The sequence below is a fragment of the Pseudarthrobacter sp. NIBRBAC000502770 genome (assembly GCF_006517815.1).
Lineage (GTDB): Bacteria > Actinomycetota > Actinomycetes > Actinomycetales > Micrococcaceae > Arthrobacter > Arthrobacter niigatensis.
In genome coordinates, this window is record NZ_CP041198.1 from 1,789,755 (window position 1) to 1,805,689 (window position 15,935).

At 68.0% G+C, this 15,935-nt stretch carries 17 protein-coding genes, 2 pseudogenes and 1 riboswitch; of the genes and pseudogenes, 7 read left to right on the top strand and 12 right to left on the bottom strand.

The genetic code is table 11. The annotated features are described in order from the left end of the window. Positions 1 to 3: 3 nt before the first annotated feature. Together NIBR502770_RS08585 and NIBR502770_RS08590 are read right to left on the bottom strand one after the other, a co-directional pair. A complete protein-coding gene (locus NIBR502770_RS08585) occupies positions 4 to 543 on the bottom strand; it encodes a PadR family transcriptional regulator (RefSeq protein WP_141181674.1) in 540 nt (179 codons plus the stop codon). A gap of 76 nt (positions 544 to 619) precedes the next feature. Beyond that, positions 620 to 1,422: pseudogene (locus NIBR502770_RS08590) on the bottom strand (thioesterase family protein). Between the two features lie 161 nt (positions 1,423 to 1,583). Between NIBR502770_RS08590 and NIBR502770_RS08595 the strand changes: the two are divergent. Next, positions 1,584 to 2,261 (top strand): endonuclease/exonuclease/phosphatase family protein, encoded by a 678-nt coding sequence (locus NIBR502770_RS08595; RefSeq protein WP_141160303.1) that lies wholly within the window; start codon positions 1,584 to 1,586, stop codon positions 2,259 to 2,261. A 29-nt stretch (positions 2,262 to 2,290) separates the two neighbouring features. Here the strand turns inward: NIBR502770_RS08595 and NIBR502770_RS08600 are convergent, their stop codons facing one another. Both NIBR502770_RS08600 and NIBR502770_RS08605 read right to left on the bottom strand, forming a co-directional pair. Next, complete coding sequence (locus tag NIBR502770_RS08600; RefSeq protein ID WP_141160302.1) at positions 2,291 to 2,821, bottom strand: NUDIX domain-containing protein; 531 nt, start codon at positions 2,819 to 2,821, stop codon at positions 2,291 to 2,293. Between the two features lie 32 nt (positions 2,822 to 2,853). Beyond that, positions 2,854 to 3,045: a DUF1918 domain-containing protein gene (locus tag NIBR502770_RS08605; protein WP_141161570.1), complete on the bottom strand. Its 192-nt coding sequence runs from the start codon at positions 3,043 to 3,045 to the stop codon at positions 2,854 to 2,856. A 74-nt stretch (positions 3,046 to 3,119) separates the two neighbouring features. On the opposite strand from NIBR502770_RS08605, the gene NIBR502770_RS08610 reads away from it, so the two are divergent. Together NIBR502770_RS08610 and NIBR502770_RS08615 are read left to right on the top strand one after the other, a co-directional pair. After that, positions 3,120 to 3,626: a metallophosphoesterase gene (locus NIBR502770_RS08610; RefSeq protein WP_141160301.1), complete on the top strand. Its 507-nt coding sequence runs from the start codon at positions 3,120 to 3,122 to the stop codon at positions 3,624 to 3,626. Between the two features lie 149 nt (positions 3,627 to 3,775). Beyond that, positions 3,776 to 4,669: a glucose 1-dehydrogenase gene (locus tag NIBR502770_RS08615; protein WP_141181675.1), complete on the top strand. Its 894-nt coding sequence runs from the start codon at positions 3,776 to 3,778 to the stop codon at positions 4,667 to 4,669. A gap of 56 nt (positions 4,670 to 4,725) precedes the next feature. Here the strand turns inward: NIBR502770_RS08615 and NIBR502770_RS08620 are convergent. From NIBR502770_RS08620 to NIBR502770_RS08635, 4 genes and pseudogenes are all read right to left on the bottom strand, one after another. Next, positions 4,726 to 5,171, bottom strand: a pseudogene (locus NIBR502770_RS08620) (DUF1810 domain-containing protein). A 20-nt stretch (positions 5,172 to 5,191) separates the two neighbouring features. Beyond that, entirely contained in the window at positions 5,192 to 5,722 is a 531-nt protein-coding gene (locus NIBR502770_RS08625; RefSeq protein ID WP_141181676.1) for a DNA alkylation repair protein, read from the bottom strand. Then, entirely contained in the window at positions 5,719 to 6,078 is a 360-nt protein-coding gene (locus NIBR502770_RS08630) for a TraR/DksA C4-type zinc finger protein (protein WP_141181677.1), read from the bottom strand. The genes NIBR502770_RS08625 and NIBR502770_RS08630 overlap by 4 nt, the downstream gene beginning before the upstream one ends. Positions 6,079 to 6,099: 21 nt before the next feature. Next, positions 6,100 to 7,449, bottom strand: coding sequence for a lytic transglycosylase domain-containing protein (locus NIBR502770_RS08635; RefSeq protein ID WP_141181678.1), 1,350 nt, complete (start codon positions 7,447 to 7,449; stop codon positions 6,100 to 6,102). A gap of 221 nt (positions 7,450 to 7,670) precedes the next feature. Continuing rightward, a riboswitch (cyclic di-AMP (ydaO/yuaA leader) is annotated at positions 7,671 to 7,871 on the top strand. 3 nt (positions 7,872 to 7,874) lie between these two features. On the opposite strand from NIBR502770_RS08635, the gene NIBR502770_RS08640 reads away from it, so the two are divergent. Continuing rightward, positions 7,875 to 8,714, top strand: a complete 840-nt coding sequence (locus NIBR502770_RS08640) for a LysM peptidoglycan-binding domain-containing protein (RefSeq protein WP_141160296.1) — start codon at positions 7,875 to 7,877, stop codon at positions 8,712 to 8,714. A 107-nt stretch (positions 8,715 to 8,821) separates the two neighbouring features. Here the strand turns inward: NIBR502770_RS08640 and NIBR502770_RS08645 are convergent, their stop codons facing one another. The 4 genes from NIBR502770_RS08645 to NIBR502770_RS08660 are packed head-to-tail and all read right to left on the bottom strand — an operon-like array spanning position 8,822 to position 12,211. After that, a complete protein-coding gene (locus NIBR502770_RS08645) occupies positions 8,822 to 10,285 on the bottom strand; it encodes a YdiU family protein (protein ID WP_141181679.1) in 1,464 nt (487 codons plus the stop codon). Continuing rightward, on the bottom strand, positions 10,269 to 11,216 hold the full coding sequence (locus NIBR502770_RS08650; RefSeq protein WP_141181680.1) for a ribonuclease Z: 948 nt from the start codon (positions 11,214 to 11,216) through the stop codon (positions 10,269 to 10,271). Before NIBR502770_RS08650 ends, NIBR502770_RS08645 begins: the two co-directional genes overlap by 17 nt. Then, positions 11,209 to 11,733: a DUF664 domain-containing protein gene (locus tag NIBR502770_RS08655; protein WP_141181681.1), complete on the bottom strand. Its 525-nt coding sequence runs from the start codon at positions 11,731 to 11,733 to the stop codon at positions 11,209 to 11,211. Before NIBR502770_RS08655 ends, NIBR502770_RS08650 begins: the two co-directional genes overlap by 8 nt. Before the next feature lie 46 nt (positions 11,734 to 11,779). Beyond that, positions 11,780 to 12,211, bottom strand: a complete 432-nt coding sequence (locus tag NIBR502770_RS08660; protein WP_141181682.1) for a hypothetical protein — start codon at positions 12,209 to 12,211, stop codon at positions 11,780 to 11,782. Between the two features lie 57 nt (positions 12,212 to 12,268). On the opposite strand from NIBR502770_RS08660, the gene NIBR502770_RS08665 reads away from it, so the two are divergent. The 3 genes from NIBR502770_RS08665 (at position 12,269) to NIBR502770_RS08675 (ending at position 15,914) form a co-directional block, all read left to right on the top strand. Beyond that, on the top strand, positions 12,269 to 13,468 hold the full coding sequence (locus NIBR502770_RS08665; RefSeq protein ID WP_246857449.1) for an AI-2E family transporter: 1,200 nt from the start codon (positions 12,269 to 12,271) through the stop codon (positions 13,466 to 13,468). A 94-nt stretch (positions 13,469 to 13,562) separates the two neighbouring features. Continuing rightward, positions 13,563 to 14,429 carry a universal stress protein gene (locus NIBR502770_RS08670; RefSeq protein WP_141181683.1) on the top strand — a complete coding sequence of 289 codons (867 nt, stop codon included), beginning with the start codon at positions 13,563 to 13,565 and terminating at the stop codon, positions 14,427 to 14,429. Between the two features lie 42 nt (positions 14,430 to 14,471). Then, positions 14,472 to 15,914, top strand: coding sequence for a DUF4389 domain-containing protein (locus NIBR502770_RS08675; RefSeq protein WP_141181684.1), 1,443 nt, complete (start codon positions 14,472 to 14,474; stop codon positions 15,912 to 15,914). The last annotated feature ends 21 nt before the right edge of the window (positions 15,915 to 15,935 follow it).

The window sequence follows — 15,935 nt, forward strand, 5'->3', positions numbered from 1 at the left end:
GGTTCAGTCCTGGGCGAGGATGGCGTACAGGCGGCGGCGGGCCTCATCCAGCACCGCAACGGCCTGGTGCACCTGGTCCTGGGATCCCGTACGGCCCACCTGCGCCGCGGCCTGGGCCAGTTCGATCCCGGCCTTGGGGAGGGAAGCAACGCCGCCGGACACGGGGCCGGCCGGATCCCAGGGCGCCGAGCCATGGTGGGCCGCCGCTTCCTCCCGGCCCGCTTCGGTCAGCGAATAGATTTTGCGGCCGTTCGATTCCTCGGCACTGATCGAACCTTCGTCCGCCAGCAGCTGCAGCGTCGGGTAGACCGAACCTGCGCTCGGCTTCCAGCTGCCGCCGCTGCGCTCCTCGATCTCCCGGATGATCTGGTAACCGTGCATGGGCTGCTCGGCGAGCAGTGCCAGGACCGCCGCCCGCACTTCGCCTTTTCCGGCCCGGGTACCGGCCCGCTTCTCAAACCGGGAACGCAGCTCCTCGACGGCCTGCCACATGCCGTCGAGGTTGTTCCCGCCAAATCCGCCTGCAGGGTGTGAAGCACGCATGATGAACTCCTTTGCCAATCGCGAACGATATACAACGATACTCAGCGATATATGGCCGCGCCATAGCCGGGAGGGGTCAGGATTTGCGCAGTGTCAGGATCTGTTCGGCCCGGCCGAACGGGCCCTGCAGGTCGTGGAGCACGGTGGATGTCAGCCCGATCCCGTCACTGCCGAAGGAAACGGCGTTGTCCAGTCCCAGCCATTCCCCTGGGGGCGGCGGTACATGTGGATCTGCAGGTCCAGGTTGGGGAACGCGTAACTGCCCTTTCCCGGCGGAACCCGGGCGGCAATGCCGTTGGCTGTATCGACCAGGCCCGTGAGCCGGGCAAGGTCGCCGCTGTCGGCGGCGCTGGTCAGCGGGTGGTCGGTGCGGAGCCACACTTTGCCGGCTCCGGGGCGGTGTCCCTCGGCCACCCTCATTTCGAGGGAGCGGATGTAGCCACCGGGCCAGACGGCCGCGCCGTCGTACGGCTTGCATTCGTCCGGGCCGGGGATGGCGGCGTCCTCGACGGCCGCAACGCCGGCGGTATCACTGGTCAGCATGCGCCACCCCGTGGCGCGGATGGCGGTGCGCCCGCCGGCCACCAGTTCCGCCTGGACCAGTTCGATGGTTTTGCCGGGACGCAGCGTGGTGGTGTCGATCCGGAACTCCCCGCCGGGAATCAGCCCGAGGATCTCGTAGCTGATGCGGGCCATCCGCATGTCGTCCCGCGGTTGGTGCCGTTCAAGCACGTCCGCCATGAGGCCCGATGCCGGGGCCATGTGCTGTTCGTGGGCGTTCCAGGCGCCCTGGGCGTGGATGGTGGACCGGAAGCGGGCGCCGCCCAGGTCCTGGTAGTAGAAATTGCCTTCGGCGAGTTCAGGCAGGTCTGCGGTCAAGGCTGGCCCCTTACGGAAATTCAGTGAATTGCCACTAACTCTATCTCCCGGGGACATGGCGCGGCACGGCGGCGCAGGCGGCGAAATGTTGGAGGGTGCAGGGAGCAATCGGACTAGAGTAAGGAACTGGTCCTGTCAGCAACCCTCAAAAGAGGTGTTTCATGCGCGTCATCAGCTACAACCTCCGCAAGCACAAGGCCAGCGGCGAGCTCCTCGCCCTGGCCCGGAACCATGACATCGATGCGCTGTGCCTCCAGGAAGTGGATGCCAGCGACCTCCCGGAAACCCTTGGGCCCCTGCACCTCGCGGATGCCACGAAAGGCAACCGGCTGGGGCTGGCCATCTACTACCGCACCAGCCGCTTCACCGCCCTGGACACGCAGTCCTTCGCGTTGAAGAAATCGATGCATGACAGGGTGCTGGCGCCGGCACACGAGCGGCTGATCGGCACCCGGGTGATGGACACCGAAACACAGCATGAACTGGTGATCGGCTCCTTTCATGCTGCCCCGTTGACGGCGTCGAACTCATTGCGGCGGAAGCAGATCCACGCCGCCCATGCGGAACTCCTGAGCATGGGAAGGGGCCTGATGACCCTGATGGTGGGCGACTTCAACTACCCGTTTTTCACCAAGAACCTGGACATGCACATGAAGAACTCCGGCTACGCCCTCTCCCTGAGCAACCGGCGGACCTACACCCGGTACAAGGTGTTCAAGGGCCATTTTGACTTCGCTACGTCGCTGGGCCTGGACATCGCCAGCGTGGAGACGCTGCCGCGCGGAAATTCCGACCACCTGCCCATCCTGGTCACCGCGGAGTACGGCGAGGGGTACTAGCCCCGGCTCCAGGCACGGGCCGCGCCGGCCTACCAGCGTCCGCCTGCCCAGGGTTCGTCGGCGTCCAGCCGCGCCAGCAGCTCCGGCCACGCCGCGGCGAAACCGGGGTGCAGGTCCAGTGCCCCCACCTCCGCCACCGGGATCCAGAGCAGCGCGATGCTTTCGGGGTCGCTGATCACCGGTTCAAAGGATTCCCGCACCCGCACCACCACCGTGGTGTAGGACCAGTAACCATGGTCCAGCACGGAAGTGAACAGCACCTCCACGCTCTCCGACGGGACGGCAGCTTCCTCGTAGGCCTCCCGGAGGGCACCGTCAACCGGCTCTTCGCCCTGGTGCAGGGCCCCGCCGGGCAGGCCCCAGGTTCCGCCGTTGTGGCTCCAAACCGCGCGGTGCTGCAGCAGGACTCCCCTGCCGGGATCCCAGGCCAGGACCCCGGCCGCTCCGAACCTGCCCCAGAACCGGCCGCGGTCCCCTTCCACCCAGGCATCGCCCGGGTCACGGGGGCCGGTCCGCGGCGGCGGAGTGGCGGACAGGCTGGAGGGCGGGAAATGATCCATTGCCCCAGTTTGACAGGTGAAGCGGCGGGACGTCAGGTGCCCTGCCCGTGGTCGACGGCGAAATCACCGCCGGGATACATGACTGTTTCGTGGCCGTCGTCGAAGCGGACGAGGTACGGCGGGTGCCCGCCCTCGCCACGCACCTCGAGGATCACACCGTGCCGGTCCGCGGATCCCACATTCCTGCCACGCACGACGATCCGGTCGCCTTGGGCTGCCTCCATGGCAATCACCTCCACGGCCCAAGGGTACGACCCGCAGGCGCACCGGAACAGGGCCGCATGGCAGGATTTCCGGTATGCCACTGAACCTCGTCCTGCTCGCTGACACCCATGTGCCAAAACGCGCCAAAGACCTGCCGGAACAGGTATGGGCCGCCGTCGAAAATGCCGACGTGGTGTTCCACGCGGGCGACTGGGTGGAGGCGGAGTTGCTCGACGAGTTCGAGCAACGGAGCAGGCGCCTCTTGGGTGTTTACGGCAACAATGACGGCCCCGACCTTCGCCGCCGGTTGCCCGGGCGCACCACCGCAGTCCTGGACGGGGTGCGTTTTGCGATGGTCCACGAGACCGGCCAGGCAAAGGGCCGCGAACTGCGGTGCGAGGCACTGTATCCGGACACGGACGTCCTGGTGTTCGGGCACAGCCACATTCCGTGGGATACGGTCTCGCCCGGGGGGCTCCGGCTGCTGAATCCCGGCTCGCCCACGGATCGGCGCCGCCAGCCGGCCTGCACCTACATGGAGGCCGTGGTGGACGGCGGCCGCCTGGCGGAGGTCAGGCTGGTGGAGGTCCAGCGCGGCTGACCGCGGCGCCGCTTGGCAGGGCGGGAGCTTTTGCCTAGGCTGGGAACCGTAAGCATGCTTAGCTTCTCGCTGCTGCCCTGCGCAGCATTGCTGCTTCATGATCCCGGGCGACGAACCAGCCCGTGTCCCGCACGAACAGGAGTACCACCATGACCGACCAGTACACCTTCCGTAATCCCGTGACTGCCTACGAAAAGATCTCCCCGCCCAAGCAGCACCAGCCGGAGCCGGGACTTGATGCGGAACTGGCGCCCAAGGCCGACCTCGGCGAAGAAACCTACCGGGGCACCGGCCGCCTCGACGGCCGCCGGGCCATCGTGACCGGCGCGGACTCAGGCATCGGGGCAGCAACGGCAATCGCCTTTGCCGGGGAGGGTGCCGACGTCGTCCTTTCCTACCTGCCGCAGGAAGAGGAGGACGCCGCGCGCATTGCCGGAATCATTGAGGCTGCCGGCCGCAAGGCCGTCAAGGTACCGGGGGACCTCAAGGACTCGGCCGCCTGCCGGGAACTGGTGGACACGGCGGTGGCCGTGCTGGGCGGGGTTGACATCCTGGTCAACAACGCCGGAAAGCAGGTTGCGCAGGAGGACCTGGAAGACATCAGCGACGAGCAATTCGACCACACCCTGAAAACCAACGTCTATGCCATGTTCTGGGTGACCAAGGCCGCGGTACCGCATATGCCGGCGGGCTCAACGATCATCAACACTACGTCCATCCAGGCCTACAACCCCTCGCCTACCCTTGTGGACTACGCCACCACGAAGGCCAGCATCAACAACTTCACCAAGGGCCTGGCCCAGCAGCTGGCCCCCAAGGGCATCCGGGTGAACGCCGTGGCGCCGGGCCCGATCTGGACCCCACTGCAGGTCAGCAGCGGCCAGCCCAAGGAGGAACTCCCGGAATTCGGCCAGTCCACTCCCCTGGGCCGGGCGGGCCAGCCTGCTGAACTTGCCCCCGCCTACGTGTTCCTTGCCTCGCCCGAATCCAGCTATGTGGTGGGCGAAACGCTCAACGTCAACGGCGGCAGCCCGACGCCGTAGCGACCCGGCCGCCTGGGCGGTGCGGCGCACAGGCTGCCGCACCGCCTCCTCCGTGATCAGTCCGCCGCGTCCAGGCCGGCCAGGAGTTCGTCGGTGGCCGGGTCCGGTTCGCCATTGAAGAACTGGCCAGGACGCTCTTGAACACAGTTTCTCCAGGGGCCGCCCGGAGGAACAGCGTCATGCAGGCGCGGAGCTTTTTGGCATCGACGCCACCGAAAATGTCTTCGGCGGACTGGTCGGCGTGGTTTGCCAGGACCAGTGAACACTCCAGGAGCCGTGGACCCAGCAGCTCGTGGTCCAGGTACGCTCGAGCCTCAGCAAGGGACGAAATGGCGTACCTGCGGGATGTGGCGCTCTGTCCCAGCCCGGCAAGCTGGGGGAATACAAACCACATCCAGTGCCCCGACTTCCGGCCCACCTGCAGCTCGCCCAGCGCCTGCTCATAGGTTCCGCCGGTGTTTTGGGCGGCAACAAAACGCTCAAGGTCAAACGGTTCATTCATATGGATCTCCTTGGTACGTTTCACATGGACAAGTATTTTTCAAGGGCGGCGGCTGCCGCCCGGAGCCCGGGGTCCGGATCTTCCCGCCACCGCGCCAGGACAACGCCGGCCCGCTGCCGTTCACGCCCGCCCAGCCCCGCAAGCAGCGGGACCAGGACATCGGAGAGCAGGGGCGCCGCCAGGTCCCCTGCCCGGGCGGAACGGAGGAACCCTTCCAGCCGGGTCAGGTCGGAATGCCGGAGCAGCCGCACCCGCGACTGCAGCAGCACCACGGCGGCCAGGCGGCGCTCGAACACCGGCCGCGAACCGGGCCGCGGCTGTCCCCACAATGCGGAGGCCAGCATGACCGTGCCGTCATGGTCCAGGTCCTTGAATTTCCGCAGCGCGTCACGGACCGTCCCCCGGACGGCCCCCACCGACGATCCATACGAGGCCAGCTGCCCGCCCAGCCGGCTCCCGACGTCGTCGGCCCGGTACCAGGAGCCCTCATTCTGCAGCGTCCGGTCGACGAACTCCGCAGCCGCCGACACCACCTCCGGGGCCTCCGTCATCGCCCGCGGCCGGACGAGGCGTGCAGGATGCAGAACGGCGTCCATGGCCGGGCTTCCAGGCGGCCCTCGGCAATAGGCTCCCCGCACACCGCGCAGGTTCCGTAGGTTCCCGCGGCCAGTCGGTCAAGGGCCGCTTCGATCTGCCCAAGGCCGGCCGAGCTTTGTTTCAGGAGCGCTGAAGCCTGCGAGAGTTCGAAGGCAATGGTGGCACCTTCGGGATCGTGCTCGTCATCCACATTGGAGTCCTGGCGCGCCGAATTTGCGGCCTCGATATCCGCCCGCAGCGCCGGCAGCAGTGCCACGCGCCGGGCCCGCTCCTCTTCGAGCAGCGCGCGGAACCGTTCGAAATCAGGCATGGGGACAGCCTAACGCGTCAATCAGTACCAGTTCAGGGCGACGGAGTGGTTCCATGCCGCGCACGGGGAACCATACCGGTCCTTGATGTAGCCAAGGCCCCAGTCGACCTGCGTGCGGTAGCTGGTGAGCCAGTCGCTGCCGGCACTGGCGTACTTGCCCGGCGGCAGCGCCTGGGCTATTCCATAGGCACCGGAGTAGGCGTTGGTGGCCGTGGTCAGCCAGCTGGACTCCTTGGTCCACAGCTGGGCAAGGCACAGGAACTGGTCCTGGCCCCACCCGTAGGCGGCCAGGCGCCCCGATGCATAGCTTTTCGCTCCGGCCGGATCGTTCACCGCACCGCCGGGAACGGAAGGAACGACGACGGCGGGCTGAGCCGGCGGGGCCGGCGCCTCCGGGGCGGCCGGCCCGGGATCGACAGCGGGAGGAGGGGCCGGAACGGGTTGGACACCGCCGGGCTGGACGGGACCTGCCGGGGCCGGGTTTGCCGCGGGCGCGGGTGCCTTCGGCTGCTGCGCCGCCGCGGCGGAGGCCCTGGCCTCGGCCTCCGCCTGCTGCCGGGCCTGCTCCTGCGCGGCGGCGCGCTTGGCCGCCTGGGCCGCCTCGTAGGCAGCCTGCGCCGCCTGGCCCTGGCGGTACTCACCCTCAAGGGCCGCCGTCGTGCCTTTCAGGGCTGCGAGCTGGGCTGTCAGCTCGCCGCCATGCCGCTGTTCCTCCGCCACCTGCCGGGCCAGCGAATCCTGGGCCGCGCGGGCGGACTCCAGCGTTGCCTTCGCCTCCGCGGCAAGCCGCTCCCGCTCGCTCCTGGCAACCTTCTCCTGGTCGGCAAGGGCGGCGGCTGCCTGTTCAGCGGCCGCCGCCTTGGTGACCAGGGCCGCAGTCTTGTCCCCCACGAGCTTGACCAGGTTGAGCCCCTGGACGCTGTTGGTTCCCAGGGCATCCAGCGCCACGAAGAACCCCGTGTTGGTTCCGCCGGTTTTGTAGGACTCGACAGCCAGGGCGCCGAGGTCTTTCCGGTAACGTGCCAACTCCTGGTTGGCGTGGGCGGACCGGGCGGAAAGGGTCTCGAGGCGGGAAGAAGCTGCCTGGAGCCCGGCGTCGGCGGCAGCGTACCCTGCCGCCGAGCGCACGGCGGCTTCCCCTGCCGCCTCAGACTCGGCTTCGAGGCGGGACAGCAGTCCGTTGATGATGGTGATCTCCCCCGCCTTCGAAGCTTCCGAGGACTGGGCCGCCTGCACGTCTGCCCACGAAGGATACCCGCCGGTTGGGGGCGGGTCGTCGGCAGTGGCCGGAAGGACAACGGTGGCGGCCAGGGCAACAGCCGCCAGGCCCCCCAGTACGGGGAACCTGGCGGTGGTCACGAACAGGGGCATAGTCCCGAAGCTTACCGGCGGATTGGAGGGGCACGCAGGAAGCCGTCTCCACATTGTTACTTGGACGGCAGCCACCGCCATCAGTCGAGGTCAGGCGGGAAGCAGGCTTATCGTCCACACGTTTGCGCAATTCGAGAGGGCAGCCTCGTATGTTACCTAAATGTGACAATCGCCGTGCCCATGGGTTAGGGTCGTCAGGTGTCCCTCTCAGACGGGACATTCCCGTCAGTATGCCGAGCCCTGCCGCTGACCATGGGATCCAACCGCTCCAGTTGGCAGGGACGGGGGAACCAAGTTTCCACGGCCACATGTGGCCTAGGGGTTAAGTCGGCAGCGCCTCCCTCCATCGCGGGGCCGCTCCCGGCCGGGTATCTCCAGCCCGAACCCGACAGCTCACCCCGCAGGCATGGGAGAGGCGATCAACCGTGTCAAAAAATTCCATTTCAGCCCGCCACCGCGCGACTCCGGCCCGCTCCATTGTGCTCGAGGGCCTCGCCGTAACAGCCAAGTCGCAGGCCCGCTCCCTGGGCCGCCCGGCGCTCGCTGTGGCAGCAGCGTCCGGCATTGCGTTCGGCGTGGGCGCTCCGGCCCACGCTGGCGTAACCGCACCGGACACTACTGAGCAGACCAGTGTGCAGGCCACCGCCGCAGCACCTGCTGCAGCCCCTGCCGCAGCAGCAGGGAACGTCCACACCGTGGTTTCCGGCGACACCCTCGGCGCCATCGCCGCGGCGTACGGCGTCAACCTCAATGACGTCCTGTCCGCCAACGGCCTGGGCCTGTCCTCGGTCATTTACCCGGGCGACCAGATCCAGATTCCCGGCGCCGGCTACACCGCAGCGCCGGCACCGGCCCCGGCTGCAGCACCCGTGCAGGCGGCAGCCGCCACCGCACCGGCCAACACCGGCATGAACATGTCCTACGCCTCGGCAACGCCTGTGGCTTCCACTACGGGCACCGGCACCGGCGCGGCGATCCTCGCCTCGGCCTACAGCCAGCTGGGTGTCCAGCAGGACTGCACCGCGATGGTTGAGAAGGCACTGCGCTCCGTCGGCAAGTCCGTAGGCGACCTGGCCCCCACCCAGTTCTTCCAGTACGGCACGGTGGTGGGCTCTCCCGCCCCCGGTGACCTGATCATCACCTCCGGCCACGTGGGCGTTTACGCAGGCAACGGCCAGGTTGTCAGCGGCGGCGTCAACGGCTTCGACACGCAGGTGCACTCCATCAGCTGGCTCGGCGGGTACTCCGCAGTGCGCGTAGCCTAGTCCCTGCCGGTCGGGCCCGCATGGCGGTGCCGACTGTGAAGGAGGGTGGCAGCCAGGAAACCGGCTGCCACCCTCCTGTCGTTAACGCACCCGCCGCGCCGCCGCGGTCAGGTCCCGCAGAACGTCATGTAGCTGCCGAAGTCCTCCGGCGGTCCCTGCATATAGCGTTCCAGGCCGGGCCGTTCAGTGAAGGGGTGGCTGACAGCTGCCAGCAGCTGCTGCAGCGGAGCCCGGTCCCCTCCGGTGGCTGCGGACAGCGCCTCCTCCACAAGGTGGTTCCGGGGAATGTACGCAGGATTCACGCTGTCCATCAGCTGAGCGTCCGGCTGGAGATCCTGCCACCGCACCACCCAGGAATCAAGGGCGGCAAGGTCAAGGACCATGCCGCGCACGGGGCGGCGGTCCCCTCGGGCGGCTTTACCCAGGTTGCGGAAGAACAGGGTGTAGTCCACGGGTCCGTCCTTCAGGATGTCGAGGACATCATCCACCAAGGCCCCGGCGGCGCCGCTTTCATCGACGCCGTCCAGACCCAGCTTGGCCGCCATCCCGCGGGTCCATGCCTTGCTGTACTGGCCCCGGAAACCGCCCAGGACCTCCACCGCCGGGGCCACGGCTTTCTCCTGGTCCTGGTCAATCAGCGGGAGCATGGCCTCGGCGAGCCGGGCCAGGTTCCATTCGGCCAGGACCGGCTGGTTGGCGTAGGCGTAGCGTCCACCGACGTCGATGGAGCTGTAGACGGCGGCTGGGTTGAAGGCGTCCATGAACGCGCAGGGCCCGTAGTCGATGGTCTCGCCCGAGATGGTCATGTTGTCCGTGTTCATGACCCCGTGCACGAAGCCAACGAGCATCCACCGGGCGACGAGCTCTGCGTGGGCGGAGACGACTGCCGCGAACAGCGCAAGGTAGGGGTTTGCGGCATCGGCCGCCTGCGGGTAGTGCCTGCCGATGGCGTGGTCCGCCAGCCGCTTCAGGAGGTCCATATTTTCGGTTGCGCGCGCGTACTGGAAGCTGCCAACGCGCAGGTGGCTGCCCGCAACCCGTGCCAGGACGGCGCCGGGCAGCATGTCATCGCGCCGAACCTGCCGCCCGGTGGCAACAACGGCGAGCGAACGGGTGGTGGGAATGTGCAGTGCGTGCATGGCCTCACTGACAATGTATTCACGCAGCATGGGCCCGACGACGGCGCGGCCATCCCCGGCGCGGGCGAATGGCGTCCGCCCCGAGCCTTTGAGGTGGACGTCCACGAGGCGGCCGCTCCGGTCAATGACCTCGCCCAGCAACAGCGCCCGTCCGTCACCGAGCAGGGGCGAGTACCCGCCGAACTGGTGTCCGGCATACGCCTGTGCCACAGGTGTGGCACCTGCTGGAACGTGGTTTCCCACCAAGAGCCGCACCCCCTCGGGGCTGCGCAGGTACTGCGGGTCAAGGCCCAGGTCCGCTGCCAGTTGGTCGTTCAGGACGAGGAGCTCCGGGCTGGGCGCTTCCTCGGCCCGCCAGGGCACGGCGAGTTCCGCCAGTTCCCGGGCGAATCGGCCATCGAACGTGACCGTGGATTCAGCTGCTGCCGTCATGGTTTAACCCTATCCCCGCAGTTGGACCGGCACCCTCCCGTGCCGGCTGCCGCCGCCGCGGAACGGGGATGCGGTCAAGGTCCTTGGCCGCGATCACAGTAACCCGCGGGGCCCGCGCCTGCGCTTGTCCTGCAAGCAGGGAGGCGTCGTCACCGTACCGTGCGGAGAAGTGGGTGAGCACCAGGGTGCGCGCCCGGGCGGACGCTGCCAGCTCTCCCGCTTGCCCCGCAGTGAGGTGGAGGTACTGCTGAGCCAGGGTACCGTCGTCGTCACTGAACGTTGACTCGGTGACCAGCAGGTCTGCCCCGTCCGCCAGCTCTTCTGCGCCGGGGCACGGCGCCGTATCCATGATGAAGGCGAAGCGCTGGCCCGGCCTCGGACTGCTCATCTCTTCCAGCCTGACTGCCCCCAGTGCGCCATCGCGCTGGAGCCGGCCCACGTCCGGGCCGGAAATGCCTGCCCCCTGGAGCCGCTCCGGCAACAGGGTTCGTCCGTCAGCTTCCCGGAGCAGGTAGCCGTAGGTCTCGATGCGGTGCTTCAGGGGCCGGACCTCCAGGCCTTCCGCCACGGGCCCGGGGCCCGAATGCGGATGGAGCCGAAGGTCGATGCCGGGTGAACTGACTGACACCAGCGCCCGGACCACCGGGTCGCCGGAGGCCGGGTAGTGCAAATGGACAGGGTGCGGCACGCGGTCCAGTGCCATTCGGGACAGCACCCCGGGGAGGCCGTAGCAGTGGTCTCCGTGCACGTGGGTGAGGCAGATCCTGGTGATGTGGCTGGCCGCCACACCCGCATGGATCATCTGGCGCTGGGTGCCCTCGCCGGGGTCGAAGAGCAGGCCCGCGCCGTCCCAGCGAAGAAAGCAACCGTTGTGGTTCCGGGTCCGGGTTGGGACCTGGGAAGCGGTGCCCAATACCACCAGTTCACGCACCGCGGGCGTCTGCCGTCCCTGGGTGCAGGCCCCGCGCGTATGCCGCCTGGCCGACGTGCTGGAGGCAGTCCCCCAGGATACTGACCAGCCGCACCCCGAGGGTCACCGGCGGGTCCCAGTGCCGGTCAACCACACGGTCCAGGTCGGAATCGACGAGGCCGCCGAGGACTCTGGCGGTCTGCCGGTGCACGGCATCGTAGTACTCCTGGAGCAGTTCCCGGGGCGCCGTGACGGCATCCACCTGCTGACTGGAGTGCCCATAACCTGTGTCACGCTCCCCGAGAGGAAGGCCAAAGCGGTCTACGAATCCTTCCGCCACCCAGACCTGCCCCAGTCCCGCGGCGGAGGCCACCTGCGCATCTTCAACCCGGCCCGTGTGCCAGATCAGCCAGGCAATTGAATTGCCCTGGCCGCCTGGGCGGTCCTGCAACTGCGCTGCCTCCATGCCGTCGAGTGCCTGCCGGACCAGGCCAGGGAGCCGGCCGAAGGCCTCCTGCAGCAGTTCCTTGGATTGCATGGTTCTCCTCCCCACTTCGGGCCGGGCCTGATACCCGCCCGGGTTGCTAGCGTTCCAGGTCGTCAGGCTCGAACTCGCTCAGGGGCGAGCCGCCAAAGTTTTCCTCGTCATCGCTGGCGTCGGCCTCAAGGCCGGTGGGGACTTCCCCAAAATCGACATCCGCGGCGGCTTCGCCGAGGGTGGGAGCGTCCGGCGGCACCTGCTCATCACCGGAGCGGTACCGCGCCTGGGCGCTTTCATCCCGCAGTGCCTGGTCGCTCAGGAAGTCTTCCTCCCCGCCCGTGCGGGCCTCGTCCTGCAGCAACGGGTCTTCCTGCCAGCGGTCCGGGTTGTTTTCGGCAGCGCCGGGGTAGTTGTCCGGCTCCCCCGCCACAGGGTCCAGTTCAAGGGACGACGCCGCGCCCGGGCTTCCATCCAGAAGGACGTCGTCTTCCTCCACAACTTCCAGTTCATCGTCGGGGACGTTTTGTTCAGCCATGGTGATGCCTTTCTGGTTGACTGTTGGGCAGACAATAGTAAGCATACTGACCACCAAATGCTGATGGAACCTCGGGTGCACACGGCAGGCAAGGAGAAGGCCATGGAACGGATTGATCCCCCCAACGGGGACGCGGCAGGCCCGTCCCGTCCGCAGTCCTTCACCGGCAGGATGTCGGTGCTTTGGACCGATGCCCTGGGCCGGGCAAGCATACGGGCCGTCCAGACGCTCGCCGTGCTGGCGCTCGCCTGGACGGTGGTGACGGCGGCTGTCCGGGTTCCGCTGGTCACCATCCCGGTCCTGGTGGCGCTGATCCTGGCCTCGGCGATGGCTCCCGCGGTCCGTTGGCTCGCGGCGCGTGGTTGGCCCCGCGCCCTGGCCGTCCTGTCGTCCTTCCTGCTGATCCTGGCCATTGCCGCAGGCGTGGTGGGCGGAATCATCGCCCTGGTCCGCCAGGAAGCCTCCGTGCTGGCGGCCCGGGCAGAAGCAGGAATCGGCCAGTTGCAGCAGTTCGTCACCACCGGCCCCGTCGCCCTGACAAACGACCAGATCGGGGCCGCCCGCGCCGAGTTCCAGAAGTTCCTGGCCGGCGGCACCCTGGGCGCCGACGCGCTGACCGGGTTGAGGACTGCGGGTGAGATTGCAGCAGGTACGGTCCTGACGGCCGTCATCCTGTTCTTCTTCCTCAAAGACGGGGAGAAGATCCGGGCCTTCCTGATCGGGTTCCTTCCCGGAAGGCGCCAAGGGAAGGCCCATCTCGCTGCCGACCGCAGCATCGTGGTGCTCGGCGGATATGTGCGGGGAACCCTTGTCATTGCTGCCATTGACGCCGTCATCGTCCTGATCGGGCTCCTGGTGCTGAGGGTTCCGCTGGCAGTCCCCCTGGCGGCGGTGGTTTTCCTGGGTGGCTTCATCCCCATTATTGGCGCAACCACCGCAGGCAGCCTGGCCGTGCTGGTCGCCCTGGTCGAAAATGGGCCTGTTCCCGCACTCATCGTCCTGGTGCTCCTGGTGGCTGCCAACCAGTTTGAGCACCACATCCTGCAGCCCCTCTTCATGGGCCGGGTACTGCGGATCCACGGATTGGTGATCATCCTGGCCCTGGCGGCAGGAGCCACCCTGGCAGGTGTCATCGGTGCCCTGCTGGCGGTCCCGCTCACCGCCGTCGGCTGGACCGTGTACAAGACCCTGGCGGAAGGCGATGCGCCCGGCCCGGAGCCCGTTGCCCCTGACGGATCCGGGCCTGCGGGGTCCTGACCCGCGCTTCGTGACCTTTGGCCCTACAGCCCCGGGCGCACCGGGGACAGTCTTGACAGGCAGACCCGGATTACGAGGAGCAGGAAGTGCGGCCATGACATCCCAGAAACCCATCGCTGTGGGCACCAACGACTCAGCCCAGAGCCAGGCCGCCGTCCTGTGGGCAGCCCGCCGCGCCCACCGTGCGGGGCTGCCGCTGGTGGTCCTCCACGTGGTGGACGACCGCTGGGTTGCCGAGCCCTATCCATGGTTCGGGACGCTCCAGCAGGCGGGAGAGGAACTCCTCAAGACCGCCGTGGGACGCCTCGAAGGAGCCGTTCCCATCACCCCCGCAACTGAACTGCTCACCGGAAGCGTGGGCGGGTCACTGGCCAAGTACTCCAAGAAGACCTCGATGATGGTGATCGGTTCCGGCAGCGGGCACTTCGGCGGATCCCTGGCCGACCGCGCACTCCAGGTCGCCACCGCCGCCAAGGTCCCTGTCGCCGTCGTCGGAACCCAGGACCTCGAGGGCAGGTCAGGGGTGGTGGTGGGCGTTGACGGATCGCCGGAGTCCACCCAGGCCGTGGCCTTCGCTGCCGCCGAGGCGGACCGGGAGGGAGACGAACTCACGGTGGTTTATGCGGTGAGCGTCCCCGACCCCATTGTCGACGCGGGCCTGACCCCGGCCACGCTCGCGGACCTCATTGTGGATGAGGACAGGGTGGTCCTCTCGGAAACCGTCGCCGGGCTGAAGGAAGACTACCCCGACCTGACCGTGCACCAGCGGCTGGAAAACGACAGGGGCCCGGTGGACGCGCTTGTCGGCACGGCGGCCGGAGCCCGGCTCCTGGTCGTCGGCAGCCGGGGCCGCGGCGCCTTCAAGCGTCTGCTGCTCGGTTCCACGGCCCACGGTGTCCTCAAGCACCTGCCCTGCCCCACCATCATCACCCGGACGCAGGCCGCCAAGAACGCCATCTAGGCCGCAGCGCCGGCCGCCCCGCAACGCGGAAGGTCCAATGCCATGAAGAAGACCGCGGCCATCATCATGCTCATCCTCGGGATCCTGCTGACCCTCCCGGGCCTGGGCGCGCTGGCAGGCGGGGCCGTGGCGTCAGCCGTGGGAACCATCCAGGGAGATGGCTACCTCACGTCCGGCACGTCCCGTTTCTCCGTCAGTTCCTACGCCCTGACCTCCCGGCGCGCCGACGCCATCGGAGACGATGTTCCGGGCAGGCTGCCCTTCGACGTCGGCACCCTGCGGCTGCGCGTTGAACCGGTGGCCGCGGACAAACCGGTCTTCATCGGCATTGCCCCGCAGGCCGACGCCGAACAGTACCTCTCCGGGGTTCACCACTCGGAACTGCTCAACATCCGCCAACGGCCGTTCCGCGCCGAATACCGCGACGTACCGGGCGGCAACCCGGCTTCACCGCCCGCGGACCAGCGCATCTGGACCGCCTCCGCGTCAGGAACGGGAGCGCAGGAGCTCACCTGGAACATCACGCCCGGCACCTGGGAAGTGGTGGTAATGAACGCGGACGCCTCCGCCGGGATCGATGTGCAGGCGCAGGCCGGCTTCCGTTCCGACCTGATCCGGCCGGCCGCCATGGGACTGCTGGTGGGCGGCATCATCGCCCTGCTGATCGGTGTTCCCCTCCTTATTATTGGGGCCGCCGGGCTGGGCCGGCATACAGTTCCCCCAGCGCCATCCCCTGTAGGAACAGCCGCGGCCGGAGGGCTCCCCGGCTACCCGGCCCGGCTCTACGGCGAGATTGATCCGGCCCTTACCCGGTGGATGTGGCTGGTCAAGTGGTTCCTGGCGATACCGCACTTCATCCTGCTCTTCTTCCTCTGGTTCGCATTCGCCATCACCACCATCGTGGCGGGGTTCGCCATCCTGTTCACCGGCCGCTACCCGCGGGCACTCTTCGACTTCAACGTAGGCGTCCTGCGGTGGAACTGGCGTGTGGCCTTCTACGCTTACGCCGCCGTGGGGACTGACCTTTACCCGCCGTTCACGCTCAAACGGGCCAACTACCCCGCCGACTTCGAGGTGGACTACCCACAACGGCTCTCGCGCGGACTGGTCCTGGTGAAGTGGTGGCTCCTGGCCGTCCCCCACCTGCTCCTGGTGGGCGCCTTCGCGGGGACCACGGGAGCTGTCTGGCGGTGGCAGGCCGACGACAACGTCTTCGGCAGCACCTACGAACGGGGTTCCGGCCTGTCCCTGCTGGGCCTGCTGGTGCTGGTCGCGGCAGTGATCCTGCTGTTCACCGGCCGGTACCAGCGCCCGCTCTTCGATTTCATCCTCGGCATCGACCGCTGGATCTACCGTGTCCTGGTGTACACCGCGCTGATGCGGGACGAATATCCGCCCTTCCGGCTGGACCAGGGCGCCGCCGAACCCGGCTGGCCCGCCCCGCCCCTTCCCCCGGCCGTGCCGCCGCCGCCCGTTGCGCCATGACCTTCGGCCCTAGCCCCAGCA

Coding starts and splice junctions, on each gene's coding strand:
- NIBR502770_RS08605 (WP_141161570.1), bottom strand. CDS start 3,045: ATGGAGGCAGCCCAAGGCGACCGGATCGTCGTGCGTGGCAGGAATGTG.
- NIBR502770_RS08660 (WP_141181682.1), bottom strand. CDS start 12,211: ATGGCTGAACAAAACGTCCCCGACGATGAACTGGAAGTTGTGGAGGAA.
- NIBR502770_RS08630 (WP_141181677.1), bottom strand. CDS start 6,078: ATGCCTGATTTCGAACGGTTCCGCGCGCTGCTCGAAGAGGAGCGGGCC.
- NIBR502770_RS08665 (WP_246857449.1), top strand. CDS start 12,269: ATGCTGATGGAACCTCGGGTGCACACGGCAGGCAAGGAGAAGGCCATG.
- NIBR502770_RS08675 (WP_141181684.1), top strand. CDS start 14,472: ATGAAGAAGACCGCGGCCATCATCATGCTCATCCTCGGGATCCTGCTG.
- NIBR502770_RS08670 (WP_141181683.1), top strand. CDS start 13,563: ATGACATCCCAGAAACCCATCGCTGTGGGCACCAACGACTCAGCCCAG.
- NIBR502770_RS08655 (WP_141181681.1), bottom strand. CDS start 11,733: ATGCAATCCAAGGAACTGCTGCAGGAGGCCTTCGGCCGGCTCCCTGGC.
- NIBR502770_RS08595 (WP_141160303.1), top strand. CDS start 1,584: ATGCGCGTCATCAGCTACAACCTCCGCAAGCACAAGGCCAGCGGCGAG.
- NIBR502770_RS08610 (WP_141160301.1), top strand. CDS start 3,120: ATGCCACTGAACCTCGTCCTGCTCGCTGACACCCATGTGCCAAAACGC.
- NIBR502770_RS08635 (WP_141181678.1), bottom strand. CDS start 7,449: ATGCCCCTGTTCGTGACCACCGCCAGGTTCCCCGTACTGGGGGGCCTG.
- NIBR502770_RS08585 (WP_141181674.1), bottom strand. CDS start 543: ATGCGTGCTTCACACCCTGCAGGCGGATTTGGCGGGAACAACCTCGAC.
- NIBR502770_RS08615 (WP_141181675.1), top strand. CDS start 3,776: ATGACCGACCAGTACACCTTCCGTAATCCCGTGACTGCCTACGAAAAG.
- NIBR502770_RS08625 (WP_141181676.1), bottom strand. CDS start 5,722: ATGACGGAGGCCCCGGAGGTGGTGTCGGCGGCTGCGGAGTTCGTCGAC.
- NIBR502770_RS08645 (WP_141181679.1), bottom strand. CDS start 10,285: ATGACGGCAGCAGCTGAATCCACGGTCACGTTCGATGGCCGATTCGCC.
- NIBR502770_RS08600 (WP_141160302.1), bottom strand. CDS start 2,821: ATGGATCATTTCCCGCCCTCCAGCCTGTCCGCCACTCCGCCGCCGCGG.